Consider the following 24,029-nt stretch of genomic DNA (forward strand, 5'->3'; position numbering starts at 1 on the left):
GAACGACGGCAACATCCCAACCATGGGCGATCTCACGACCGAACGTTCGAGTACGACCGGAACCGCCCCCGTCCTGGTGGCCTCCAATCGGGGACCGGTGTCCTTCGGCACCGCCGACGACGGCTCGCTGACCCTGCGCCGCGGCGGCGGCGGCCTGGTCTCCGGCCTCTCCGCCATCGGCGACCCGAACGCCGTCTGGGTCTGCGCCGCCCTCGGCGACGCCGACCGCAGAGCCGCCCGCGAAGCCCCCCACGGCCGCCTCGACCTGGCCGGCCACGACGTCGGCGGCCAGGCCGTCCGGATGCTCGACATCGACCCCGAGACCTTCTCCCGCGCCTACAACGGCGTCGCCAACTCCACCCTCTGGTTCGTCCACCACCTGCTCTACGCCACGCCCACCGCGCCCTCCTTCGACGCCGGCTTCCGCACCGAGTGGGCGGCCTACGAGGCCTACAACGCGGCCTTCGCCGACGCCCTGGCCGCCGAAGCCGCCGGGAACGCCGCCGTCCTGGTGCAGGACTACCACCTCTCGCTGGCCCCCGCCCTGCTCCGCGCCCGGCGCCCCGACCTGCGGATCGGCCACTTCTCGCACACCCCCTGGGCCCCGCCCGAGTACTACCGGCTGCTGCCCGACGACGTCGCCCGGGCCGTGCTCACCGGCATCCTCGGCGCCGACCGGGCCGGCTTCCTCACCGAGCGCTGGGCCCGCGCCTTCGCCGCCTGCTGCGAGGCCGTCCTCGGCGCCACCGTCGACCACGACGCGCTCACCGTCACCCACGAGGGCCGCACCACCCGCCTCGGCGTGCACGCGCTCGGCGCCGACGCCGACTTCCTGCGCGAACGCGCCCACCGCCCCGACGTCGACGAGCGCCTCGCCGCCCTGCGCGCGGCCGTGGGCGAGCGCCGCACCGTCGTCCGGGTCGACCGCACCGAGCTGAGCAAGAACATCGTCCGCGGCCTCCAGGCCTACCGGCACCTGCTGCGCACCCGCCCCGAGTGGCACGACCGGGTGGTGCACATCGCCTTCGCCTACCCCTCGCGCACCGACCTCGCCGAGTACCGCGCGTACACGGCCGCCGTCCGGCGGCTCGCCGAGGAGATCGACGCCGAGTTCGCCACCCCCGGCTGGCAGCCGCTGATCCTGCACGTCGACGACGACTTCCCGCGCTCGCTGGCCGCCTACCGGCTGGCCGACGTCGCCCTGGTCAACCCCATCCGGGACGGCATGAACCTGGTCGCCAAGGAGGTGCCGGTCGTCTCCGACCACGGCTGCGCCCTGGTGCTCTCCCGCGAGGCCGGCGCCCACGCCGAACTCGCCGAGGACGCGCTGAGCGTCAACCCGTACGACGTCATCGCCACCGCCGACGCCCTGCACGCCGGCCTCACCATGCCCGCCGGGGAGCGCGCCGACCGCACCAAGCGCCTGGCCGCGGCGGCCACCGCGCTGCCCCCGCAGCAGTGGTTCCTCGACCAGCTCAACGCGCTCTGACCGCCTCCCCCAGGGCGCTCAGCAGCTCCACCACGCCCTCGGGCCCGTCGACCACCACGTCCGCCCGGTCGGCGAGCTCGCGCACCGGCGCGTCCCCGACCGCCCCGGCGCACACCAGCACGCCGGCCAGGCCCTGCGCGCGCAGTTCCTCCACCGCCGCGAAGGCCGCCAGGTCCCCGAGGTCGTCCCCCGCGTAGAGCACCGAACGGGCGCCGCGCTCCCGCAGGAAGTCGGTCAGCGCGGCCCCCTTGTCCACCCCCGGCGGCCGCAGCTCCAGCACCAGCCGCCCCGGCTCCACCACCAGCCCGTGCGCGGCGGCCAGTTCGCCCACCGGCGCGCGCAACAGCTCCAGCGCCCGCTCCGGCGCCGCCGTCCGCCGGGTGTGCACGGCCAGCGAGCGGCCCTTGTCCTCCACCCAGGTCCCCTCGGGCGCCCCCGCCGCGGCCAGGACGTCCGGCAGGGCCGCCCGCGCCCGGGCCACCCCGGGGTGCACCTGCGGCGCCGACAGCTCGCCGCCCTCCCAGCGCTCGGCGCCGTAGTGCCCCAGCACCACCACGCCCGGCACCCCGGCCAGGCCCCCGTACTCCACCGCCAGCCCGGCCGGCCGGCCGGTCACCACCGCCACGGCCCCCACCGCCGAGGCCAGGCCGCGCAGGGCGTCCAGCACCCCGGGGTGCGCCCGCGCCGCGCTCGGATCGGCCACGATCGGCGCCAGCGTCCCGTCGAAGTCCAGCGCGATGACGGCGTCCCCCGGCGCCGCCAGGATGGCCCGCACCCCGTCCCGCCCGGCCTCGGTGGCCGGCGTCCACGTCTCCTCGAATCCCATGCCCAGGCCATACCCCGCGGCCCGCGGCGGCTACCGCGCGGCCCGGCGGGCCTCCCGGACCCGGCGCAGCCGGTTCACCAGGACCGGCGCGTGGGCCAGCGCCTCCTGGCGGTCCAGCAGCGCGTTCAGCAGCTGGTAGTAGCGGGTCGACGAGAGCCCCAGCTCCTCCCGGATCGCCCGCTCCTTCGCCCCCGCCGTGCGCCACTGCCGCCCTTCCAGCGCCAGCACCGCCCGGTCCCGCTCGGTCAGCTCGCCCACCGCAGCCCTCCTCCGTCCTCGGCCCGCGGTGCCATTCTCGCGCCGACCGCCGACCGCCGACCGCTGCCCGCTGCCCGCTGCCCGGCCCGCGCTACTGCTTCCGGACCCGGGCCGCCTCCTTGACCGCCGCCTCCTGGAGCTCGGTGAGGACCTGCTTCGCGTCCCCGGTCACCGCCTGCCCGATCCCGGCCTTGATCCGGTTGCTGACGTCGCCCCAGGCCGGGTCCCCGAACGGGTAGAAGCTCGCGTTGGTCAGCCCGGACGCGAACTGCTTGAGGTCCTCGTGCTTCGGGTCGGTGGTCATCTGGTTGAACGCGTCCTGGGTGACGGGCAGCAGGTTGTACTGCTCGTCGAACTTCAGCTGGTTGTCCTTGTTGTAGACGAAGCTGATGAACTTCTTGATCTCGTTCTTGTGCCCGTTGGCCTTGAACGCCATCATCCAGTCCGCGACGCCGAGGCTGCCGGTCTTGCCGACGCCGTCCTTCCTGGGGATCGGCGCGGTGCCGAAGTCGATCTTCCCGGCGGTGGCCATCCGCAGCAGCGTCGGGTGCCCGTTCAGCATCGCGACCTTCCCGGCCGCGAAGTCCTGGAACACCGGTGTGCGGTTCATCTTGCCGGGCTCGGGGTAGGTCAGTCCGGTGCTCACCAGGTTGCTCTTCAGCCAGCTGAAGGTCGCCTGGTTCTGCGTGCTGTCGATGGTGTAGTTGCCGACGTCGTCGGAGAGGCTTCCGCCGCCGCTGAGCGTCCACAGCATCGACTCGGCGGGCGCCTCCTCCGGGCCGAGCGGCAGCCCGTACGGGGTCACGCCGGGCACCTTGGCCTTGATCTTCTCGGCCGCCTGCCGCAGTTCGTTCCAGGTGGTCGGCGGCTGCGTGATGCCGGCCTGGCGGAAGACGTTCTTGTTGTAGAACAGCACGCGCGAGGAGGACACGAACGGGATGCCGTACTGCGTGCCGAGGACCTGGCCGGCGTGCGCGAAGTTGTCGAGGAACTTGGCCTGGGTGTCCATCGAGAGCACGTCCGCCGCCGGGTACAGCCGCTCCGCGGCGACCTGGTCGGCGAAGCCGCCGGTCTGCAGCAGGTCCGGGGACTTCCCGGCCGCGATCATGTCGTCGACCTTCTTGCCGATGTCCGTCCAGCTGTCGACCTCGACGTCGACCTTGATGCCGGGGTTGGCGGCCGTGAAGGCCTTGGCGACCTCGTCCCAGTAGTGCTTGGAGCTGGTCTCGACGTTCTCCCCGTAGTCGGCGGCGACCAGCTTGAGGGTCACCGGGCCGTCGCCCTGCCCACCGCAGGCGCTGACCGCGGTGAGCACCAGTGCTCCGGCCAGCGCGGTGCCGAGCACACGAACGGAAACGTGGGCGCGCCTGTTCAACGCGGGTACCGCCTTCGGGGGGAGGAACGCGGCCGGACCGGGAAGACCGGGGAATCCGACAGGGGGGAGGCGCAACACTGCCAAATCCACCGCGCAGTGGTCCACACCACTCAGGGGTACCCGCCGAGTAGTTATCGAAGTGCGGAGGGTCATTGCACGATGCGCAACAGCGGGTGAACACCGGGCGACCCCGGCGCCCTCCGGAGCCCCCGCCACAAAGCCGCACAGACCCGCCGCAGCTGCGACAAAGCTCACCCATGATGGACCAGACCAATCCGACAACTGGACTAGACCTCTTCGACCCGGCCAAGGGAAACTGTCCCCGTGAAGCACGTCATCGCACTCGATGTAGGCGGCACCGGCATGAAGGCCGCGCTGCTCGCCCAGGACGGCTCCGTGCTGTTCGAGGCACGCCGACCGACCGGGCGGGAGCACGGCACGGACGCCGTCGTCGCCGCCATCCTCGACTTCGCCGCCGACCTCGCGGACGAGGGCCGGGCCCGCTTCGGCGTCGCCCCGCTCGCCGCCGGCGTCGCCGTCCCGGGCACGATCGACGAGAAGAACGGCATCGCGGTCTACTCGGCGAACCTCGGCTGGCGCGACCTCCCGCTGCGCAAGCTGCTCGGCGAGCGCCTGGCCGGCCCCGGCGGCTCCGCGATCCCGGTGGCGCTCGGCCACGACGTGCGCTCCGGCGGCCTCGCCGAGGGCCGGCTCGGCGCCGGCCGGGGCGTGGGCCGCTTCCTGTTCATCGCCCTCGGCACCGGCATCGCCGGCGCCATCGGCATCGACGGCCGGATCGAGGCCGGCGCGCACGGCTACGGCGGCGAGATCGGCCACGTCGTGGTCCGCCCCGGCGGCCCCCGGTGCGGCTGCGGCGCCCGCGGCTGCCTGGAGACCCTGGCCTCCGCCTCCGCCGTCTCCCGCGCCTGGGCCGAGGCCACCGGCGACCCCGACGCCGACGCGGCATCCTGCGCCGCCGCGGTGGACGCCGGGGACGACCGCGCGCTCGCGGTCTGGCAACGGGCCGTCGACGCCCTGGCGGACGGCATCGTGCTGGCCCAGAGCCTGCTCGACCCGTCCACCGTGATCGTCGGCGGCGGGCTGGCCGAGGCCGGGGACACGCTCTTCACCCCGCTGCGCGCGGCGGTCACCGAGCGCCTGACCTTCCAGATGCCCCCTGAGGTCGTACCCGCCATGCTCAAAGACACCGCCGCATCCCTCGGCGCGGGCCTGCTCGCCTGGGATCTGCTCACCTTGGAGGTGACCGCGTGACCACCGCGGACCGTGACCGTACCGCCCTGGCCGGCGCCCGCCTGGTCCTGCCCGGCGGCGTCGTCGAGGGCGACCGCATCAGCGTCGAGGGCGACCGCATCGCGGGCCTCGGCGGCGCGAGCGAGCCCGGCGACCTCGACCTGACCGGGTACACCGTCGTGCCCGGCTTCGTCGACCTGCACGTCCACGGCGGCGGCGGCGCCTCCTACGCCTCCGGCATCGCCGAGGAGGCCCTGCGTGCCGCCCGCACCCACCTCGAACACGGCACCACCACCACGATCGCCTCCACCGTCACCGGCGAGATCGACGAGGTCGCCCGCCAGGCCGCCGTCCTCTCCGAACTCGTCGAGGACGGCATCCTGGCCGGCATCCACTTCGAGGGCCCGTTCATCTCCCACAACCGCTGCGGCGCCCACCGCCCCGACCTGCTGCGCGACCCCGACCCGACCCTGGTGCGCAAGCTCGTCGACGCCGCCCGCGGCCACGCCAGGATGGTCACCCTCGCCCCCGAACTCCCCGGCGGCCTCGACTCGGTGCGCATGCTCGCCGACCTCGGCATCATCGCCGCGGTCGGCCACACCGACTCCGACTACGCCACCACCCTGGAGGCGATCGACGCCGGCGCCACCGTCGCCACCCACCTGTTCAACGCCATGCCCGCCATCGCCCACCGCGCACCGGGCCCCATCGTCGCCCTGCTCGAGGACGAGCGGGTCACCGTCGAGCTGATCAACGACGGCGTGCACCTGCACCCCTCCGTCCTCGACCTCGCCTACGGCACCGCCGGCGCCGACCGGGTCGCCCTGATCACCGACGCGATGGGCGCCGCCGGCATGGGCGACGGCCTCTACCCCCTCGGCCCGCTCCAGGTCGAGGTCAAGGACGGCGTCGCCCGGCTGGTCGAGGGCGGCTCCATCGCCGGCTCCACCCTCACCCTGGACGTGGCCTTCAAGCGCTCGGTGACGGTCAACCGGCTGAGCCTGAACCAGGCCGTCGAGTCGCTCTGCGCCACCCCGGCCCGGCTGCTCGGCCTCGCCGACTCGATCGGCTCGCTGGAGACCGGCAAGCTCGCCGACCTGGTCGTGGTCGACTCCGAGAGCTACGACCTGGTCGCCGTCATGCGCCGCGGCCGGTGGATCCGCGGCGGCGACGCCTTCGCCACCGTCAAGCCGGCCTGACGAACGGCACCGGCCGCCCGTCCCCACCGGGGAAGGGCGGCCGTCGTCGTGTCCGGGGGCCGGATCGGGCGTCAGCTGCTCGGCTCGACGGTGATCTGGTCGATCAGCACCGAGGCGCCGCCCGGCGCCGCCAGGGTGACGCTGTTCTGGCCCGCCTGCAGCTGCGGGAGTATGTACGTGCTGAACCACGAGGACGCCGGGTCCTTGCCCGGGACGTAGTTCCGGTACGTGACGCCGCTCGGCCAGTCCTTGCCGTTGACCGACGCCGCGCCCTTCACGTCCCCGCCGGGGTTGTTGTAGTGGATCGTCAGCTTGTACGTCCCGGCCGCCGCGACCTGGCCGTTCCAGGTCACCGTGCCGCCCTGCTGCAGCGTCAGGTAGCTGCCGTCCGCCGACTTCGCGCCCTTCACGCTGTTGCCGGACGGCGCGTTCTGCGCCTGCAGCTGGCCCGCGTCCACGGTCGACGGCCCGGAGGTCGCGCTCGCCGAGGGCGAGGCGGACGGCGTGCCGGTGGCGGTCGGCGCCGCGCTGGTCGGGGCCGGCGGCGCGGCGGTCGTGGTGCCGCCCTTGGCGCTCTTGTCGCCGTCCCCGGTGGACAGCGCGATCCCGGCCCCGATCGCGATCGCCGCGACCACGGCGACCGCGCCGATCACCGCGCCCCGGCTGCGCCCGCTGCTGCTCGGCCGCTCGTCCCCCGGCTGCGGCCGGGAGTGCTCGGCGTAGCGGTTCTGCGTCTGGGTCGGCGCGGCACCGTACTCGGGCTGCTGCGGCGGGTACTGCTGCGGCTGCCCGCCCGGACCGCCCTGGTGCTGGTACGGGGCCTGCTGCTGGTACGGCGGCTGCTGCCCGCGCGGCTGGCCGCCCTGCTGGTACGGCTGGCCGTACTGTGCGCGGCCGACCTCCATCGGGCGGTTGTACGACGTCCGGGGCACGCCCTGCTGCGGCTCGCCGGGCTGCGCGGGCGCACCCTCGGCCGGGCGGTACAGGTAGCCGAACGGGTCGTCGTCCTGCGGGGCACCGCCCCCCTGGCCCTCGGGCACTCCGTTGCTGCCGGCGGTCGTCACGGTGCTCTACTCCCCCATCCGGTGCGCACCGCCGGGCTTCGGGCCGGCCGTGCGGATCGTGGACGCTGTCGTTCCCGCGAACCCTACCTGCCGCACCTGACGACCGGGAAAGAACCCTTGACAACTCGCGGGTAACCTGCGCGCCCCCGACGCAACCCCGGCCCGCGGCAGCGCCCGCGCGCCAGCCCGCTCGCTAGCCCGCGCGCCGGTGCGAGCGCTCGCCCCGCGCCCCGCGCACCGCCCCGCCGCGCGCCCGCTTCTCGTCGTACATCCGCTCGTCCGCGGTGTGCAGCACCTCCTCGATGCTCATCCCGCAGCCGGCCCAGCCGATCCCGAGGCTCACCCCGACCCGCATCCCCCTCCCGTCGATCCGCATCGGCGGGATGATCGCGTTGCGCAGCCGGTGGGCCAGGTCCTTGGCCTCCTCGCGCCCGATGCCGTCCGCGAGCACCACGAACTCGTCGCCGCCGAGCCTGGCCACCGTGTCGCCGTCCCGGACGGCCCCGCTGAGCCGCCGGGCGACCTCGACCAGCACCGAGTCGCCCGCGTTGTGCCCGAACCGGTCGTTGATCGACTTGAAGCCGTCCAGGTCGCAGAAGATCACCGCGAGGCCCTTGTCGGCCGGCACCGCGGCCCCCCGGAACGGCGCCGACCAGGCCTCGCCGCCCGGCCCGTGGTCGTCCGGGACGACCGCGTGCACGTGCTCCCCGTAGCCCGGCGGCAGGTCGGCGAGCGGCCGCCCGTCCGCCGAGCCGTAGTCGTGGCCCGCGCCGCCGTACGGGTCCGCGCCCTCGAGCCCGTCGTAGGCCGGGTGCGCGCCGTACGGGTCGGCCGGGTAGTCCGTCCGGTAGCCGTACGCCGGCTGGTACGCCGGCTCGACCGGGCCGCCGGCGGCGCCGACCGGCGCGCCCGAGGGCACCTCGGCGCACAGCCGGCGGGCCAGCCGGGCCTTGAGCTCGGCGCCGTTGGGCAGGCCGGTGAGCGCGTCGTGGCTGGCCCGGTGGGCGAGCTGCAGCTCGTGCCGCTTGCGGTCCTCGATGTCCTCGACGTGGGTGAGCAGGAAGCTCGGGCCCTCGGCCGCGTCCGCCACGATCGAGTTGCGCAGGCAGACCCACTGGTAGCCGCCGTCCCGCCGGGACAGCCGCAGCTCCGCCCGGCCGCTCTCGGCGCTGGTGCGCTCCAGCAGGGCCCGGTCGTCCGGGTGCACGAGGTCGGCGAAGCTCTGCTGGCGCAGCACCGCGCGCGGGCGGCCGAGGAGCCGGCAGAGCGCGTCGTTGACCCTGGTCAGCTGGCCGCGCCCGGCGCCGTGCAGCTCGGTGATGGCCATCCCGCTGGGCGCGTACTCGAAGGCCTGGCGGAAGCTCTCCTCGCTGGCCCGCAGCGCCTGCTGCTCCTTCTCCAGCCGGGCCAGCGCGCGCTGCATCTCGGCCCGCAGCCGGGCGTTGCCGATCGCGATGGAGGCCTGCAGGGAGAACATCTCCAGCGCCTCGCGGGTCCACGCGCCGGGCCGCTTGCCGCTGCGCGGGCGGTCCACCGAGAGCACGCCGAGCAGGTCGCCGCCGGCGCTGTACATCGGGGCGAGCAGGCCGTCCGCGGGGTGCCAGTCGTTGGCGTAGACGGGCATCGGCCCGTCCCCGATCCAGCGCGGGATGTCGCTGGCGACGGCCCAGCCGCGGTCGTACGGGAGGAAGCGCAGGGTGCCCCAGTGGTCGCTGACGCCGAGCAGCCGGTCCCAGGACTCCCGGGAGCCGACCTGGCCGAGCAGCACGGACGGGCCGCCCATGGTGCTCTCCTCCAGCTCCCAGACGGCCGCCACCACCAGGTCGCCGTCCGGCCGCACCAGGCTCACCGCGGCGGCGTCGAATCCGAGTCCGTGCACCGCGCCCTCGACGACGGCCTGCAGCGTGCCCGCCAGGCTGCGGGCAGCGTTGAGGTCCGCCACGACCCGGTGCAAGGTGCGGAGGGTCGCGAGACGGACGTACGGCTCCGACTCGGCTTCCATGCGGGGGCTCCCCGGCTGCTTCGGATAGTTCTTGATTGGTTATCGTCCGATTGCCAGAAGAACTGAATCACAGGGAGCACAGCGTTCGGCACGCTCGGTCAGCAATAGGCCACTACTTGTGACTTAAATCACACGACACTAATGCACCCTTAATCAGTTCATCCGCCCCATAGCGGGCATCAAGCGCTATCGGAACATTTCCGGTGGTCGACCGCATGGGCCGCGCCCTGAAGCCCACTGCCGCCCGGCAGGCCCCTCCCTTCACTCCTGAGAGTGAGCTCGGCCACCCGGCGTGACCGCGCGACTGCGCCGGTGGTCCTACGACCAGGGCCCGATACCGCCCCACCGGAGCGACGACTACCGTGCGGTACGTGTACCCGTCCCCGCAGCCCGAAGCTGCCTCCCACGCCACGCCCGACGAGTTCCGGGCAGCACTCTCCCAGCTCGCCGCCGGCGTGAGCCTGGTGACCGTCCACGACCCGGAGGACGGCGAGGACGTCGGCATGACCGCGACGTCCTTCCTCTCCGTGTCGCTGGAGCCGCCGCTGGTGCTGATCTCGGTGCGCGAGGACTCCCGGATGGACGAGGTGCTCTCCCGGACGGACGGCTGGGCGGTCTCGGTGCTCACCGAGGGGCAGAAGACGATCGGTTCCCGCTTCGCCATGAAGGGCCGGCTCAGCGACCGGCTGCTCTTCGCGGACACCCCGCACCGCCGCGGCCCGCACACCGGTGCCCCGCTGATCGAGGGCGCGCTCGCCACCGTCGAGTGCCGCACCGAGCAGCGGATACCCGCTGGCGACCACACGCTGCTGGTCGGCCGCGTCCTGGAAGCCACCGTCCCCGACCCCGGCGGCCGCCCGCTGCTCTACTTCCGCGGCGGCTACCGCACCCTCGGCTGAGCCCGCGCGCCGCTACTCGCCGCGCGGCGCCTGGCGCCCCTGCTTCAGCTCGGAGCGGTGCCGCTTGTTGAACAGCCGCCGCTCGACCATCCCCCGGCTCGGCCTGGTCGCCCGCCGGGTCTTCGGCGGAGGCGCGCACGCCTCGCCCAGCACCGCCGCCAGCCGGGCCGCGGCCGCCTCCCGGTTGCGCCACTGCGAGCGGAACTCCGAGGCGTGGATCACCAGCACCCGGCCGTCCACCAGCCGGCCGGCCAGCCGCTCCAGGGCACGCTCGCGCCACACCTCGGGCAGCGCCTTCGAGGACGCCAGGTCGAAGCGCAGCTCGACCTTGGAGTCGGAGGTGTTGACGTGCTGGCCACCGGGGCCGGAGGAACGCGAGAAGCGCCAGACGAGCTCGGCGTCGGGGACGACCACCGACCCCCGTACGCGGATGGGCTCGGGCATGCGCCCATCATCCCAAGCCCGCCCCCGCCAGGTCACCCGGTTATCCGGTTATCCGGTACTCGCCCGCTCGCCTCCGGCTCGGGGCGGGGCGGTTACCCGCACGGTCCCCGAGCCCCGACAATGGCCTACGTGATCGAGCTCGGCTACTCCCTCTCCAACCGCTTCCCCGACCCCCCGCAGACGGACTACCGCACCGCCTCCGTCCACGCGCTGCGGTACGACCTGTTCTGCGGCGACGTCTACCTGGACGCCGAGGGCGCCGAACTGTCCACCGCCTGGGGCTGGGTGCCCGTCCTGGACTTCGCCTGGGCGCTGTGCGACATCGCCGAGCAACTGGACCAGGACCCGGCCGGCAGCCGCGCCGCCCGGGTGCAGACCGCCGACCTCGACTTCACCCAGAACACCGAGCTGCTGCGCTTCGCCCGCCGCTTCAACTGGGTGGAGATCAGCGCGACCTGGCTGCCGGACGAGCCGCCCGCCGTCGTCCGGCACGACGAACTGCGGCGCGAGGCCCGGGACTTCCTCCAGGACACCCTCGCCGACCTGTTCGACATGCACCCGGACCTGGCCGACAATCCGGCCATCTGGTCGCTGCAGGGCCGGTTCCGCCGGATCTGACCTGCGCATTGCCCGGACTTTGCCCGTCGTTGACTCCCGGCCCGGCGGCCCGGAGATTCCGCCCTGCGGAGAATCGGCGGCCGGCGCGGAACCAAGCCACCGGAGATCCGCGTTGTCCCGGAAAACCGCGACATGCGATCGAAGGGACTGCAACCGTCATGCCTGTGAGCCTCACCAAGGGTGGCAACGTCTCGCTGACCAAGGAGGCCCCGGGCCTGTCCGCGGTCCGCGTCGGCCTGGGCTGGGACGTCCGCACCACGACCGGCGCCGAATTCGACCTCGACGCCAGCGCGATCGTGCTGAACGCGGACGGCAAGGTGCTCACCAACGCGCACTTCGTGTTCTTCAACAACACCAGCACCCCGGACAACACCGTCGTGCACACCGGCGACAACCGCACCGGTGAGGGCGTGGGCGACGACGAGTCGATCGACGTCGACCTGGCCGGCCTGCCCGCCGAGGCCGTCAAGATCACCTTCCCGGTGACCATCTACGACGGCACCGCCCGCGGCCAGAACTTCGGCCAGGTCCGCAACGCCTACATCCGCGTGGTGAACGCCGCCGGCGGCGCCGAGATCGCCCGCTACGACCTCTCCGAGGACGCCGCCACCGAGACCGCGATGATCTTCGGCGAGCTGTACCGCAACGGCGGCGAGTGGAAGTTCCGCGCGGTCGGCCAGGGCTACGCCTCCGGCCTGGCCGGCATCGCCCAGGACTTCGGCGTCCAGATCTGACCCACCCCGGTCGGACGGACCCGGCACGACTCCGAGCACCCGTCCGACGCACCCCCGGGACCACGACGGCGCGGGAGGCCCCGGGCCTCCCGCGCCGTCTCCGTCTCCGTCCCTGCCCGAGCCTCCGGTCAGCGCGAGGCGCGCAGCTCCGGCAGCTGGATCAGCTCGGTCTCGTCCTCCGGCGTCAGGTCGACCACCTCGGGCACGCCCGCCGGCCGCCCGTCCGGCTCCGGGGCCGCCACCGGTCGCCCGGCGGCCTCGGCCTTCGCCTTCGCGGCGACCGCCTCGTCGCCCACCACGTCCGCCAGGTCGGCCCGCTCGCCCAGCTCGGCGACGCTGCCCACCGCCGGCACCGGGGCCGCGGCCCGGACGGCCGCGCCGGGGGTGCGGCCGAAGAAGCTGAAGCCCTGCCCGCGCCCCTGCCCGGCCTGCGCCGGGCGCGGACGCTGCCGCTCCACCGGCGCGAGCACCGCCTTGGCCGGGACGGTCGACGCGGCGGTGTTGGCCGGCCCGCCGAGCTGCCCGACCGTCGCGGTCAGCGCCGGGCGCACCGGCGCGGGCGGCACCGGCGCGAGCCCCTCCGGAGCCTCGGCCACCGGCGCCTGCGCCGGGGTGGGCACCGTGGGCGCCACCGGCGCCGGCACGGCCACCGGCGCGGGAGCCGCGGGAGCCGGCACGGCCGGAGCCACTCGCGCGGCCGGGGCCACCGGCACGGCCGGGGCGATCCGCGACTCGGGCGCGGGCGCCCGCAGCGCGACCTCCGCGCCCGCGGTCCGCGCCCACTGCGCCTCCCGCTCCGCCGCCCGCCGCGCCAGCAGCCGCAGCACGGCCCCGGCCCGGACGAACGCGGCCGGGCTGGCCGGGTACTTGGGCCGGCTCGCGGCCAGCGCCCGCTGGGCCGCCTCGGCCTCCTTCAGCGCCTGCTCGGCCACCATCACGGCGCGCTCCCGCAGCAGCCGGGCGGTCTCCGTCTCGGCCTTCGCCAGCCGCGACTTCTCCGCCGTCAGCCGGCGCCCGAAGCGGGTGGCCCGCTCCTCGGCGACCTCCGCCGCGTACTCGGCCTCGGCCAGCTGCTCCTCGAACCGCTCCTCGGCCCGCAGCCGCTGCGCGGCGGACACCTCGGCGGCCGCCCGGGCCGTCTTGTCCCGCTGGCGCAGCAGCAGCGCGAAGCCGAGCGTCGCGATCACGGCCGCGACGCCCACCGAACGCACCAGGACGGTGTCCTGACTGAAAAGCAGGGCCGCCAGCGCGGCGACGAGAAGCACGCCGGCGGCGGTGGGGGGAAAGATCCGGCCGAGGACGGAGGAATGACGGTGGCGTCCGCGAGACATGCCAAGAAACTAGCGTGCGAATTGGGGCTCTGTCAGCCCAGGGTCCGCTTCGGCCCTTGACAGTGCGCAAGTTTTACCGCACGTGCCCGGCCTTTCACCCAAGATCACCGCGAAAGCCCTGCTCAGCGGTGGGTGGCCGCCGGGCCGCCCGGATCGTCGTGGTTCTCCGGGAGCTTGCACACGTGCTGGATCCACAGCGCCGCCGCGATCACCGCGGCCCCCGCCAGCACCGCGAGCCCGGCCGTGACCGCCTGGTCCTTGCGGGCCGACACGTCCAGCTCGCCGAGCAGGTAGATCCCGGCGCCCGCGTAGATGCCGGTGACCACCGCCGAGACCAGTGCGCTGGCCTGCCCCAGCACCACCGCCCGGGCGGCCAGCAGCGGGTCGACGCCCTTCGCGCCGGGCTGCCGCTCGCGCACCGACTTCAGCCGCGAGCGCAGCGAGAGCGCGGTCGCCAGCAGGATCACCGCCACCGCCGCCAGCACCGCCGGCGCCGCGGCCGGCACGGCCGGCAGCGTGTCCAGGGAGGCCCACAGCTTGGAGCCGGCCCAGGACAGCGCCGTCGTGGCGGCGGTGATGCCGATCAGCAGGCGGAGGCGAAGCAGCTTCACTCGGAGCGGGTCCTTCCCAAGGTCGCGGACGGAGTCCGCCGGCCGTCCGGTGGCCCGGCGCGGCGGCGCCCAGCCACCGTACCGGGCCCGGCCGGTCACTCATCTACTCGTACGGCCGGGCCCCCTGGCCGAGTTCCCCGCCCGGACCGCGAGGGGCTACTCCGGCAGCGTCAGCCGGATGTCCTCGCGCCGCTTGACGCCCTGCGCGGCCGGGCCGCCGAGCGCCTCCAGCAGTGCGTCCACCCGCCCGTGCCCCGGCACCTCGGCCTCCGGCTGGGCGTCCAGCCAGGGCGCGAGCACGAAGGCCCGCTCGTGCGAGCGCGGGTGGGGCAGCAGCAGCTGCGGGTCGTCGCTCAGGACGCCCTCGTAGGCCAGGATGTCGACGTCCAGGGTGCGCGGGCCCCAGCGGACCTCCCGGACCCGCCCGAACGCGTCCTCGATCGCGTTGCCGCGCTCCAGCAGGTCCCGCGGCGGCAGCGAGGTGCGCAGCACGACGACCGCGTTGTAGTAGTTCGGCTGCTCCTCCGGCCCGCCGACGGCCTCGGTCTCGTAGACCGAGGAGACGGCCTTGATCCGCAGCCCGGGGGTGTCGGCGAGCGCGTCGACGGCACCCTGCAGGGTGTCCAGCCGGTTGCCCAGGTTGCTGCCGAGCGCGATCACCGCGCAGTGCTGGCGGTGCAGCGTGGTGTCGGCGGAGTCCACCCGGCTCTCCAGGTCGAACGCGTTCGGCTCGGCGGTCGGGTCACTGCTGCTCATCGAAGAATTCCCTCTGCATCGGTGACCGGGCGCGCGGTGGCGGTCATGCGCGGCCCCGGTGGATGGTCACGGTCACGTCGTCGAACGGCACGGTGATCGGGGCGTCCGGCTTGTGCACGGTGACCTCGACCTCCTCGACCGCCTCGTGCTTCAGGCACTGGTCGGCGATCCGCTGCGCCAGGGTCTCGATCAGGTCGACCGGCTCCCCGGAGATGATCGCGGTGACCTCCTCGGCCACGATGCCGTAGTGCGCCGTGCGGGTGAGGTCGTCTCCGGACGCGGCGGGGCGGGTGTCCAGGTACAGCACGAGGTCGACCACGAAGGTCTGGCCCTCGATGCGCTCCCGCTCGAAGACACCGTGGTGGCCCCGGGCACGCAGCCCCCGCAGGGTGACGCGGTCCAGCAAACGAATCACTGCTCCCAGTCGGACGGGCCCCGCCCGGAGGAACGAAGCACGGACGGGCAGGGCGAAAGGCGGGCGGCGGACCCGCCACTCCGTTTCGAATCTACCCGCGAGCGCGGACAACACCCGACCGTCCTACCCGGCACGAACCGTCGCCACGCGCACCGGAATGGCGATTGACGTGAACGTTCGGTGACCACTCGGGAATTCCCCGGCGACGCCGCGGCGCGGATTCCCCGGCGCGCCCGGAACAGCCCGGGAATGCCCCCGGAATCAGTCCTCGTCCTCCTCGTCCCCGCTGGTCAGGACGGGTGAACCGTGGTGCGACCAGAGCTTCCACCCGGCCGGCGTACGGCGGAACAGATTCGTCGACACGACCTTTCCGCCGACCAGCGGTCCGAGTTCCCCCTCCTCCTCGGCCTCGCCCCCCGAGAGGATGTTCTCGGTGCACGTGACAAGGGCCACATCCCCGTGCACCTCGGCCTCGACATCGGTCAGGAAGAACTGGATGTACTCCGTGTTCATCATGATCAGCATGTACGACCGGGTCACCTGGGCCCGCCCGCGCAGCACCGGCCAGCCGGGGTGCACGCACACCACGCCGCCCTTGTCGTCGGCGTCGGCGGCGCCCAGCCAGACCTCCTCGACCGCCTCCAGGTCCCCGCGCTCCAGCGCCTCGTAGAGCGCCCGGTTCGCCGCGAGCACCGCCTCCAGGTCCGCCTCGCGGGCCCGTCCCGCGGTCCCGCCGCTCAACCTGCCGTCACCTGTCACAGACCCTCCCTCACCCCAGCCGCACGCTGCCAGGCCGCGACCACGCGGACGGCGTCCGCCGTGCCGGACACGTCGTGCACCCGTACCGCCCAGGCGCCGGCCCGCGCCGAGAGCACCGAGACGGCCGCGGTCGCGTCGTCGCGCTCCCGGGCCGGGCGCAGTTCCCCGGTTTCCGGGTCGGCGAGCAGCGTACCCAGGAACCGCTTGCGCGAAGCGGCGACGAGGACGGGGCGGCCGAGCGCGGTGAGCTCGTCCAGCCTGCCGAGCAGCGCCCAGTTGTGCTCGGCGGTCTTGGCGAAGCCGAGCCCCGGGTCGAGGATCAGCTGGTCCTCCTTGACGCCGGCCGCCAGCAGCGCGTCCATCCGCGCGGTCAGCTCGGCGACCACGTCGGCCACCACGTCCCGGTAGACGGCCAGCCGGTCCATGTCCGCGGACTGCCCGCGCCAGTGCATCACCACGAAGGGCGCGCCGGTCTCGGCGACCACCCGGGCCATCGCCGGGTCGGCGAGCCCGCCGGAGACGTCGTTGACGACCACCGCGCCGGCCTCGACGGCCCGCTCGGCGACGGAGGCCCGCATGGTGTCCACGGACACCGCCACCCCGGCGGCGGACAGCTCCCGCACCACCGGCAGCACCCGGCGCAGCTCCTCCTCCTCGGGCACCCGCTGCGAGCCGGGCCGGGTGGACTCGCCGCCGACGTCCACCAGGTCCGCGCCGCGGGCCCGCAGCGCGAGCCCGTGCGCGATCGCCTTGGCGGGGTCGTGCCAGAGCCCGCCGTCCGAGAAGGAGTCGGGCGTCACGTTGACCACGCCCATCACGGCGCAGCGGCCGAGCCGCGGCAGTCCGGCCGGCAGGGTGTACGACGGCGAATCGTTCATGACCCCATTATCGAACGGGGCCCCCGCCGAGGATTCTCGGCGGGGGCCCCGGGGCGACGCGGGCGCGGCTCAGGCGGCCTCGCCGACCTCGCGGGTCGACGGCACCGGCATCAGTCCCTCGCGCTGGCGCTTGCGGCCGAAGCGCGGCATGCCGAGGGTGATGAAGGCCTCGGCCTGCATCGCGGCGAAGCCGATCCGCGGCAGGTCCCGGGTGTTCGGGAAGACCAGGAAGCGCGGCTCCCACTCGGGCTGGAACTTGGCGTTGAACTTGTACAGCGACTCGATCTGGAACCACCGGGAGAGGAACACCAGCAGCCCGCGCCAGGCCCGCAGCACCGGCCCGGCGCCGATCCGCTCGCCGCGGGCGAGCGCCGAGCGGAACATCGCGAAGTTGAGCGACACCCGGCGGATGCCCATGGCGCCCACGGCCTGCAGGGCGGCGACGATCAGCAGCTCGTTCAGGCCGGGGTCGGCGGCGCGGTCGCGGCGCATCAGCTCCAGCGAGATGCCGTCCGGCCCCCAGGGCACGAAGTGCAGCACGGCCTTCAGGTCGTCGCCGCTCTCGCCCTCCTCCGGGGCCTTGTGGGCGGTGACGACCACGCAGTCGTCGTCCAGCGGGTCGCCGAAGCGGCCGAGGGCCATCGAGAAGCCGCGCTCGGTGTCGGTGCCGCGCCAGCGGGCGGCGGCGTCGGCGATCCGGTACTTCTCCTCGACGCTCAGCTCGGAGACCCGGCGGACCTTGCACGAGTAGCCGTTGCGCTCGATCCGCTTGACCATCTGGCGGACGTTGCGCATGGCCCGGCCGGCCAGCGAGAAGGTGGCGGTGTCGACGATCGCCTCGTCGCCCAGCTCCAGCGCGTCCAGGCCCGCCTCGCGGGTCCAGACCTCGCCGCCGACCTCGCTGCAGCCCATCACGGCCGGCACCCAGGCGTGCTCGCGGGCCTCGGCCATGAACACCTTGATCGCGCCCGGCCAGGCCTCCACGTCGCCCACCGGGTCGCCGGAGGCCAGCATCACGCCGGAGACGACGCGGTAGGAGATCGCCGCCTTGCCGGTGGGCGAGAACAGCACGCTCTTGTCGCGGCGCAGGGCGAAGTAGCCGAGCGAGTCGCGCTCGCCGTGCCGCTTCAGCAGCTCGCGGACCTTCTCCTCGTCCTCCACCGTCAGCACCGGCTTCGGCTTGCTCGGGCGCAGCGCCAGGTAGGCGGTGGTGAAGGCGGTCAGCAGGCCGAGGCCGCCGAGCAGCATGGAGACCAGGTCGAACATCCGGTCGTTGCTGTAGCGCAGGGGCCCCTCGAAGCCGACCAGCCCGTACCCCACGTGCTGCAGCCGCTCGCTGAAGCCGGGGTGGCCGAGCTCGTACTTGGTGCGGGTCCAGACGATCACCAGGCCGAGCAGGACGCTGAGGGCGCCCATCACCACCAGGTTGACCACCGCGCTCCGGCGGGTGCGCGGGTCGGCCTTGGCGTAGAACTCGCGCTGGTGCACCAGCATCACCGCGAGGACGACCAGCGAGACGACCGCCGGGCCGATCTGGTGCCAGCGCACGATGTGCAGCGAGGCGCTGACCGGCAGCAGCACGCAGACCGCTCGCCAGGCCCGCCGCTTGCGCCGGCGCAGCGCGTGCGCGAGCGGCACCAGCAGGATGCCGACCATCATCGTGCCGACCGCGGCCAGGCTGGTGGTGCCGCCCGGCAGCTGCCCGGCGAAGGTGTGCATCCTGGTGTGCCGGAGCTTGGGGAACACCGCGCTCGCGATGTTCACCAGCCCGATCAGCAGGCAGGCGTAGCCGACCGCGCTGGGGAGCCAGGACCTCGGGACGGCGGCCGCCTGGTTGCGCAGCGTCTGCAGGCCGCGGCGACGGCGCGGCGGCTGCTCGGGGCTCGGCTCAACGGACACGGGGACGCTCATGGGAGTTCAGCGTAGAGGCTGCGGGGAGGTGCCCGGTCGCCCTGGTGGGCGACGCGTGATGGACCTTCATGCCTATTCCTTCATCAGGCAATGCGCATACCAAGGACCCGGAAACGGTCGGTAAACCGGGGCCGTGGTCGCGCTGCGGGTTGAGCCGGTGGCGGGAGTGGAGCGCTCGTCGCCGCGTGGCGCGACGAAGCCCTCCGGGACGCGTTACGTACGGTGGACGCCGCATTCTAGGGCGCCGGTTGCCGGCGATTCCCCCCGCCCTCCCCGGTCCGCCCGGGCGTCCGGACAGCCTAGCTGCGGTGGCCCGGCCTGACGGGCCGCCAGACGATGAAGCCTGCACCGACAGTGTCCCACCGGAAGGCCGACGGCATGGAACTGACCAGCGACGCGCTGGTGAACTCGCTGCTCGCCCTCGGCGCTGCGGCCCTCGTCACCACCCTGTGGATCTGGCCCCGGCTGGCGCGGCAGCGGCCGCTGCCGGTGCTCGGCCGGATCGGCCTGCTGACGGTCACTCAGGCGTCCGTCCTGGCCGTGCTGGCGCTGTCGGTCAACAACTCCTTCGGGTTCTACACGTCCTGGGACGACCTGCTGAACCCCGGCGGCACGCAGCTCGCGCTGACCAGCAACGAGAACCACAAGGGCGGCGCCCCGGCCGGCGACGCCCTGATCCAGCCGACCACCGAGGGCGGCCTGGAGACCGTCACCGACCTGCCCAAGGGCCCGCCCGAGGAGGTCGGCAAGGTCGAGTCGGTCCGGGTGTCCGGCAAGGAGACCGGCCTGTCCGACCAGATGTTCGTGTACCTGCCGCCCGAGTACTTCGACCCTAAGTTCGCCCTGGTCCGCTTCCCGGTGCTGGTCTCCATCGCCGGCTTCCCCGGCACGACGCTCAACCTGATGAAGGAGCTGCCGGTCGTCCGGACCGCCGCCGAGCTGCAGAAGACCGGCAAGATGCCGCCCACCATCGTGGTGCTGGCCCGGCCGACCGTCGCGCCGCCGCGCAACACCGAGTGCGTGGACGTCCCGGGCGGCCCGCGCGCCGAGACCTGGTTCGTCAAGGACGTCCCGGAGGCGCTGCGCACCACCTACCGGATCGGCCGCTCGGCCGGCTCCTGGGGCGTCTTCGGCTACTCCACCGGCGGCAGCTGCGCGATGCGCCTGGCGATGCGCTTCCCGAACGTCTACGGCAGCGCGGTGGGCCTGCACGGCGACTTCTCGGTGCACGAGGACCAGTTCACCGGCGGCAGCCTGTTCAACGGCGACAAGGCGCTGGCCCAGCAGAGCGACCTCTCCTGGCGGCTGCAGAACCTGCCGGCCCCGCAGCTGGCGATGCTGGTGGTCTCCACCCGCAAGGAGGCGGACTACCCGCAGACCGTCCGCTTCGTCGAGCAGGCCCAGCAGGTGGCCGCGGCCAACCCGCAGTTCTCCGTCGAGTCGCTGTACCTGGACGACGGCGGGCACAACTTCGACAGCTGGGTCCGGGAGCTGCCCGCCTCGCTCGAATGGGCGGGCGCGCACCTCGGCTGACGCGTGCGAGTGACTACCCGCCGGTCGGCCCGTCCGTCCGGCGGCCGGGGGGAACGTATCGCGACCGCCCGCCCGCTCCCCGCGGGCGTCGCCCCGTCCGCGCAGGAGGCACCGTGCTGAGCACCAGATCGCTGTTCGACGAGATCTACCGGAACGACCAGGCCTACCAGCTGTTCTGCAGCATCGCGGCCGGCGGCGAGGACCAGGGCGGCTGGGAGAACGAGCGGATCACCGCCCTCACCCGGGACCCGGTCCTCGCCCCGAAGGTCGCCCGGCACGGCGCCGACGAGCGCAAGCACGGCCGGATCTTCACCCAACTGCTGAACAAGCGCGGCCTGCCCAAGGTGCCCGTCCCGGACGAGGCCGACTACTGCATGCTGCTGGAGCGCCAGGGCGTCGGCCTCTCGCACGAGCGGCTGAACAGCGACGTCCCGCTGAGCGAGCGCGAGATCATCACCTACCTCGCGCACAGCCGGGTCACCGAGCAGCGCGCCGCCGAGCAGATGCGCCAGCTGGTGAAGGCCTACGCCGACAACCCGGACCTCGACCGGGCGATGCGGATGATCTCCTCGGACGAGGACGACCACCTGGCGTACTGCCACGAGGAGCTGCTGCGGCTGGTCGCGGCCGGCCACGGCCCGTACGTCCGGCACGCCCTGGAGACCTGCGCCCGGGGCGAGATCCGCACCCACCGGGACGTCGGCCTGGCGGTCACGTCCCGGATGGCGGAGATCCTGCGCTGGCCGCGCTGGCAGCTCGCCCTGGTCACCCTCGGGGTGCACGCGCTCTACCTGTACGACCGCGCCTTCGGGTGGCGCCGGATGGTCTCGCTGCGGATGCCGGAGCGCCGCAACGCGCTCGGCACCCCGGCTCCGCCGCACGCGGAGCACGGGGTGCTCTGAGGAACGGCCTACCGGCCGATGATGAGGCTCATCGCCTCGGCCCGGGTGGCGGGGTCGCGCAGCTGGCCGCGCACGCACGAGGTGATGGTCTTCGCGCCGGGCTTGCGGATGCCGCGCATCGACATGCACATGTGCTCGCACTCGACGACGACGATCGCCCCGCGCGGCTCCAGGATGCGCATCAGCGCGTCGGCCACCTGGCTGGTCAGCCGCTCCTGCACCTGCGGGCGGCGGGCGTAAACGTCGACCAGCCGGGCCAGCTTGGACAGGCCGGTGATCTTGCCGCTGGTGGACGGGATGTACCCGACGTGCGCCACGCCGCGGAACGGCACCAGGTGGTGCTCGCAGACGGACGTCAGCTCGATGTCCTTGACCAGCACCATCTCGTCGTGCCCGAGGTCGAAGGTGGTGGTGAGGACGTCCTCGGGCTCCTGCCACAGGCCCGCGAATATCTCCTTGTAGGCGCGCGCGACGCGGGCCGGGGTCTCCAGCAGACCCTCGCGGTCCGGGTCCTCACCCACGGCGAGCAGCAGCTCGCGGATGGCGTTCTCGGCCCGCTTCTGGTCGAAGGTCCCGACGGCGGGCGGACCGTCGAGCGTCACCGGGTCGATCATGCGGGCCTCGCTTAGGTGTGGGACGACTTGGGCTGGACAGCACGGATGCCGCGCCTCCAGGGTACAAACCCTGATGACGCGGCATCCATTCCGTACCGGGAGCGGTCAGCTCTCGGTCGGGCGCTCCGGGGCCTGCAGCGGCGGGAGCTTGACGATGTCGACCGGCGCGCTCTCCACGGCGGCGGCACCGTTGGTGACCGCCAGCTCCTTCGGCGACTGCACCGGCGGCCGGGTGGACGGCGTCCGCCGGGCCGAGCCGGTCCACGCCGCGCGGTGCGGGCGCTTGACGATCGGCGCGAAGATCTCGGCGATCTGCTCCTTGTTCAGGGTCTCCTTCTCCAGGAGCTCCAGGACCAGGTTGTCGAGCACGTCGCGGTTCTCGACCAGGATCTCCCAGGCCTCGTTGTGCGCGGCGTCGATGAGCTTCTTGACCTCTTCGTCCACCAGCCCGGCGACCTCTTCCGAGTAGTCGCGCTGGTGGCCCATCTCGCGGCCCAGGAACGGCTCCGAGTTGTCCGAGCCGAACTTGATCGCGCCGAGGCGCTCGGTCATGCCGTACTGGGTGACCATGGCCCGGGCCGTCGCGGTGGCCTTCTCGATGTCGTTCGAGGCACCGGTGGTCGGGTCGTGGAAGACCAGCTCCTCCGCCGCGCGCCCGCCCATCATGTAGGCCAGCTGGTCGAGCATCTCGTTGCGGGTGGTGGAGTACTTGTCCTCGTCCGGCAGCACCATGGTGTAGCCGAGGGCCCGGCCGCGGGACAGGATGGTGATCTTGTGCACCGGGTCGCTGTACTGGCAGGCCGCCGCGACCAGGGCGTGGCCGCCCTCGTGGTACGCGGTGATCTTCTTCTCCTTGTCGGACATGATCCGCGTGCGCTTCTGCGGACCGGCCACGACGCGGTCGATCGCCTCGTCCAGGATGCCGTTGTCGATCAGCTTCTTGTCCGAGCGGGCGGTCAGCAGGGCCGCCTCGTTCAGCACGTTCGACAGGTCGGCGCCGGTGAAGCCGGGGGTGCGCTTGGCGACGGCCGAGAGGTCGACGTCGGGCGCGATCGGCTTGCCCTTCTGGTGCACCTTGAGGATGTCCAGGCGGCCCTGCAGGTCGGGGCGCTCCACCGCGATCTGGCGGTCGAAGCGGCCCGGGCGCAGCAGCGCCGGGTCCAGGATGTCCGGGCGGTTGGTGGCGGCGATCAGGATCACGCCGCCCTTGACGTCGAAGCCGTCCATCTCGACCAGCAGCTGGTTGAGGGTCTGCTCGCGCTCGTCGTGGCCGCCGCCGAGGCCCGCGCCGCGGTGCCGGCCGACGGCGTCGATCTCGTCGACGAAGACGATCGCCGGGGCGTTCGCCTTGGCCTGCTCGAACAGGTCGCGGACGCGGCTGGCGCCGACGCCGACGAACATCTCGACGAAGTCCGAGCCGGAGATGGAGTAGAACGGCACCCCGGCCTCGCCCGCGACGGCGCGCGCCAGCAGGGTCTTGCCGGTGCCGGGCGGGCCGTAGAGCAGCACGCCCTTGGGGATCTTGGCGCCGACGGCCTGGAACTTGGCCGGCTCCTGCAGGAACTCCTTGATCTCGTGGAGCTCCTCGACCGCCTCGTCGGCGCCCGCGACGTCCGCGAAGGTCGTCTTCGGGGTGTCCTTGGTGAGCAGCTTGGCCTTCGACTTGCCGAACTGCATGACGCGGGAGCCGCCGCCCTGCATCTGGTTCATCAGGAAGAGGAAGACCAGGACGATGATCACGATGGGCAGCATCGACAGCATCAGGCTGACGAGGGTGCTCTGCTTCTCCGGGCTGACGGTGTAGCCCTCGGACAGCGTGTTCGGGTCCTTGTCGTTCATCTGGATCTGCAGCTTGTCGGCGATCGCCACGCCCTGGTCGCCGATGTACGACGCCTGGAACTTGCTGCCGGACGGGGCCTTGCCCGACCCGGCGGCGGGCAGCTTCGCGCCGTCCTTCAGCTGGATCTTGATCGTGTTCGAGTCACCCGTGGTGAGCTGCGCTGACTTGACATCGTGCGCGTCGATCGCCGAGATCACCTGACCGGTGTCCACCGTCTTGTAGCCGTTCGAATCCGAAACGACCTGCATCAGAACGATGACGGCGAGGACGGCCAGCACGATCCACATGATCGGCGCACGGAAGTATCGCTTGACGTCCAT

23 protein-coding genes are annotated in these 24,029 nt (G+C 73.2%); 8 read left to right on the forward strand and 15 right to left on the reverse strand.

What is annotated here, in order from left to right; all coding sequences use genetic code 11:
* The first annotated feature begins 22 nt into the window (after nucleotides 1–22).
* Nucleotides 23–1,489: a trehalose-6-phosphate synthase gene (locus tag AB2U05_RS14525; protein ID WP_045692313.1), complete on the forward strand. Its 1,467-nt coding sequence runs from the start codon at nucleotides 23–25 to the stop codon at nucleotides 1,487–1,489.
* Here the strand turns inward: AB2U05_RS14525 and otsB are convergent.
* The 3 genes from otsB to AB2U05_RS14540 form a co-directional block, all read right to left on the reverse strand.
* Entirely contained in the window at nucleotides 1,476–2,315 is an 840-nt protein-coding gene (otsB, locus tag AB2U05_RS14530) for a trehalose-phosphatase (protein WP_369183417.1), read from the reverse strand. The genes AB2U05_RS14525 and otsB overlap by 14 nt on opposite strands.
* A gap of 30 nt (nucleotides 2,316–2,345) precedes the next feature.
* Nucleotides 2,346–2,573 carry a DUF3263 domain-containing protein gene (locus AB2U05_RS14535; RefSeq protein ID WP_045692311.1) on the reverse strand — a complete coding sequence of 76 codons (228 nt, stop codon included), beginning with the start codon at nucleotides 2,571–2,573 and terminating at the stop codon, nucleotides 2,346–2,348.
* A gap of 91 nt (nucleotides 2,574–2,664) precedes the next feature.
* Complete coding sequence (locus tag AB2U05_RS14540; protein ID WP_369183418.1) at nucleotides 2,665–3,918, reverse strand: extracellular solute-binding protein; 1,254 nt, start codon at nucleotides 3,916–3,918, stop codon at nucleotides 2,665–2,667.
* A gap of 354 nt (nucleotides 3,919–4,272) precedes the next feature.
* On the opposite strand from AB2U05_RS14540, the gene AB2U05_RS14545 reads away from it, so the two are divergent.
* Together AB2U05_RS14545 and nagA are read left to right on the forward strand one after the other, a co-directional pair.
* Nucleotides 4,273–5,220 carry an ROK family protein gene (locus tag AB2U05_RS14545; RefSeq protein ID WP_045692309.1) on the forward strand — a complete coding sequence of 316 codons (948 nt, stop codon included), beginning with the start codon at nucleotides 4,273–4,275 and terminating at the stop codon, nucleotides 5,218–5,220.
* A complete protein-coding gene (gene nagA, locus AB2U05_RS14550) occupies nucleotides 5,217–6,398 on the forward strand; it encodes an N-acetylglucosamine-6-phosphate deacetylase (RefSeq protein WP_369183419.1) in 1,182 nt (393 codons plus the stop codon). The genes AB2U05_RS14545 and nagA overlap by 4 nt, the downstream gene beginning before the upstream one ends.
* Before the next feature lie 71 nt (nucleotides 6,399–6,469).
* Here the strand turns inward: nagA and AB2U05_RS14555 are convergent, their stop codons facing one another.
* Together AB2U05_RS14555 and AB2U05_RS14560 are read right to left on the reverse strand one after the other, a co-directional pair.
* Complete coding sequence (locus tag AB2U05_RS14555) at nucleotides 6,470–7,462, reverse strand: hypothetical protein (RefSeq protein ID WP_369183420.1); 993 nt, start codon at nucleotides 7,460–7,462, stop codon at nucleotides 6,470–6,472.
* Nucleotides 7,463–7,655: 193 nt separating this feature from the next.
* Nucleotides 7,656–9,464, reverse strand: a complete 1,809-nt coding sequence (locus AB2U05_RS14560) for a diguanylate cyclase (RefSeq protein WP_045692306.1) — start codon at nucleotides 9,462–9,464, stop codon at nucleotides 7,656–7,658.
* Nucleotides 9,465–9,835: 371 nt separating this feature from the next.
* On the opposite strand from AB2U05_RS14560, the gene AB2U05_RS14565 reads away from it, so the two are divergent.
* The gene (locus AB2U05_RS14565; protein ID WP_244178591.1) at nucleotides 9,836–10,363 is read left to right on the forward strand and encodes a flavin reductase family protein; all 528 of its coding nucleotides are present in this window, start codon (nucleotides 9,836–9,838) and stop codon (nucleotides 10,361–10,363) included.
* 12 nt (nucleotides 10,364–10,375) lie between these two features.
* Here the strand turns inward: AB2U05_RS14565 and arfB are convergent, their stop codons facing one another.
* Nucleotides 10,376–10,807, reverse strand: a complete 432-nt coding sequence (arfB, locus tag AB2U05_RS14570; protein WP_369183421.1) for an alternative ribosome rescue aminoacyl-tRNA hydrolase ArfB — start codon at nucleotides 10,805–10,807, stop codon at nucleotides 10,376–10,378.
* A gap of 129 nt (nucleotides 10,808–10,936) precedes the next feature.
* Between arfB and AB2U05_RS14575 the strand changes: the two genes are divergently transcribed.
* Complete coding sequence (locus tag AB2U05_RS14575) at nucleotides 10,937–11,425, forward strand: hypothetical protein (RefSeq protein ID WP_045692422.1); 489 nt, start codon at nucleotides 10,937–10,939, stop codon at nucleotides 11,423–11,425.
* 158 nt (nucleotides 11,426–11,583) lie between these two features.
* Nucleotides 11,584–12,159, forward strand: a complete 576-nt coding sequence (locus AB2U05_RS14580) for a TerD family protein (protein WP_045692303.1) — start codon at nucleotides 11,584–11,586, stop codon at nucleotides 12,157–12,159.
* Nucleotides 12,160–12,287: 128 nt separating this feature from the next.
* Here AB2U05_RS14580 and AB2U05_RS14585 read toward each other — a convergent pair whose 3' ends face one another.
* The 7 genes from AB2U05_RS14585 to AB2U05_RS14615 all read right to left on the reverse strand — a co-directional run bounded on the left by AB2U05_RS14585 (nucleotide 12,288) and on the right by AB2U05_RS14615 (nucleotide 18,820).
* The gene (locus AB2U05_RS14585) at nucleotides 12,288–13,424 is read right to left on the reverse strand and encodes a hypothetical protein (protein ID WP_052706269.1); all 1,137 of its coding nucleotides are present in this window, start codon (nucleotides 13,422–13,424) and stop codon (nucleotides 12,288–12,290) included.
* 188 nt (nucleotides 13,425–13,612) lie between these two features.
* Complete coding sequence (locus AB2U05_RS14590; protein ID WP_045692419.1) at nucleotides 13,613–14,101, reverse strand: DUF3180 domain-containing protein; 489 nt, start codon at nucleotides 14,099–14,101, stop codon at nucleotides 13,613–13,615.
* A 156-nt stretch (nucleotides 14,102–14,257) separates the two neighbouring features.
* Nucleotides 14,258–14,857 (reverse strand): 2-amino-4-hydroxy-6-hydroxymethyldihydropteridine diphosphokinase, encoded by a 600-nt coding sequence (folK, locus tag AB2U05_RS14595; RefSeq protein ID WP_045692302.1) that lies wholly within the window; start codon nucleotides 14,855–14,857, stop codon nucleotides 14,258–14,260.
* Between the two features lie 43 nt (nucleotides 14,858–14,900).
* Nucleotides 14,901–15,260, reverse strand: a complete 360-nt coding sequence (folB, locus tag AB2U05_RS14600) for a dihydroneopterin aldolase (protein WP_045692418.1) — start codon at nucleotides 15,258–15,260, stop codon at nucleotides 14,901–14,903.
* A gap of 273 nt (nucleotides 15,261–15,533) precedes the next feature.
* Nucleotides 15,534–16,013, reverse strand: a complete 480-nt coding sequence (locus AB2U05_RS14605; protein ID WP_045692301.1) for a nuclear transport factor 2 family protein — start codon at nucleotides 16,011–16,013, stop codon at nucleotides 15,534–15,536.
* A gap of 14 nt (nucleotides 16,014–16,027) precedes the next feature.
* On the reverse strand, nucleotides 16,028–16,909 hold the full coding sequence (gene folP, locus AB2U05_RS14610) for a dihydropteroate synthase (protein WP_244178590.1): 882 nt from the start codon (nucleotides 16,907–16,909) through the stop codon (nucleotides 16,028–16,030).
* A gap of 69 nt (nucleotides 16,910–16,978) precedes the next feature.
* The gene (locus AB2U05_RS14615) at nucleotides 16,979–18,820 is read right to left on the reverse strand and encodes a phosphatidylglycerol lysyltransferase domain-containing protein (RefSeq protein ID WP_369183422.1); all 1,842 of its coding nucleotides are present in this window, start codon (nucleotides 18,818–18,820) and stop codon (nucleotides 16,979–16,981) included.
* A gap of 378 nt (nucleotides 18,821–19,198) precedes the next feature.
* On the opposite strand from AB2U05_RS14615, the gene AB2U05_RS14620 reads away from it, so the two are divergent.
* A complete protein-coding gene (locus tag AB2U05_RS14620; protein WP_045692415.1) occupies nucleotides 19,199–20,353 on the forward strand; it encodes an esterase family protein in 1,155 nt (384 codons plus the stop codon).
* A gap of 113 nt (nucleotides 20,354–20,466) precedes the next feature.
* The gene (locus tag AB2U05_RS14625) at nucleotides 20,467–21,255 is read left to right on the forward strand and encodes a hypothetical protein (RefSeq protein WP_045692300.1); all 789 of its coding nucleotides are present in this window, start codon (nucleotides 20,467–20,469) and stop codon (nucleotides 21,253–21,255) included.
* An 8-nt stretch (nucleotides 21,256–21,263) separates the two neighbouring features.
* On the opposite strand, the gene folE is transcribed toward AB2U05_RS14625, so the two are convergent.
* Both folE and ftsH read right to left on the reverse strand, forming a co-directional pair.
* Nucleotides 21,264–21,869 carry a GTP cyclohydrolase I FolE gene (gene folE / locus AB2U05_RS14630; protein ID WP_030309924.1) on the reverse strand — a complete coding sequence of 202 codons (606 nt, stop codon included), beginning with the start codon at nucleotides 21,867–21,869 and terminating at the stop codon, nucleotides 21,264–21,266.
* A 105-nt stretch (nucleotides 21,870–21,974) separates the two neighbouring features.
* Complete coding sequence (gene ftsH, locus AB2U05_RS14635; RefSeq protein ID WP_369183423.1) at nucleotides 21,975–24,029, reverse strand: ATP-dependent zinc metalloprotease FtsH; 2,055 nt, start codon at nucleotides 24,027–24,029, stop codon at nucleotides 21,975–21,977.

Origin of the sequence: Streptomyces sp. Y1 (assembly GCF_041053115.1) — a bacterium.
GTDB lineage: Bacteria > Actinomycetota > Actinomycetes > Streptomycetales > Streptomycetaceae > Kitasatospora > Kitasatospora rubellomurina.

Excerpts from the sequence above, each read along its gene's own strand:
- AB2U05_RS14525 (WP_045692313.1), top strand. The coding sequence starts at position 23 with ATGGGCGATCTCACGACCGAACGTTCGAGTACGACCGGAACCGCCCCC.
- otsB (WP_369183417.1), bottom strand. The coding sequence starts at position 2,315 with ATGGGATTCGAGGAGACGTGGACGCCGGCCACCGAGGCCGGGCGGGAC.
- AB2U05_RS14560 (WP_045692306.1), bottom strand. The coding sequence starts at position 9,464 with ATGGAAGCCGAGTCGGAGCCGTACGTCCGTCTCGCGACCCTCCGCACC.
- arfB (WP_369183421.1), bottom strand. The coding sequence starts at position 10,807 with ATGCCCGAGCCCATCCGCGTACGGGGGTCGGTGGTCGTCCCCGACGCC.
- AB2U05_RS14580 (WP_045692303.1), top strand. The coding sequence starts at position 11,584 with ATGCCTGTGAGCCTCACCAAGGGTGGCAACGTCTCGCTGACCAAGGAG.
- folK (WP_045692302.1), bottom strand. The coding sequence starts at position 14,857 with ATGAGCAGCAGTGACCCGACCGCCGAGCCGAACGCGTTCGACCTGGAG.
- folP (WP_244178590.1), bottom strand. The coding sequence starts at position 16,909 with ATGAACGATTCGCCGTCGTACACCCTGCCGGCCGGACTGCCGCGGCTC.
- AB2U05_RS14615 (WP_369183422.1), bottom strand. The coding sequence starts at position 18,820 with ATGAGCGTCCCCGTGTCCGTTGAGCCGAGCCCCGAGCAGCCGCCGCGC.
- AB2U05_RS14620 (WP_045692415.1), top strand. The coding sequence starts at position 19,199 with ATGGAACTGACCAGCGACGCGCTGGTGAACTCGCTGCTCGCCCTCGGC.
- folE (WP_030309924.1), bottom strand. The coding sequence starts at position 21,869 with ATGATCGACCCGGTGACGCTCGACGGTCCGCCCGCCGTCGGGACCTTC.
- ftsH (WP_369183423.1), bottom strand. The coding sequence starts at position 24,029 with ATGGACGTCAAGCGATACTTCCGTGCGCCGATCATGTGGATCGTGCTG.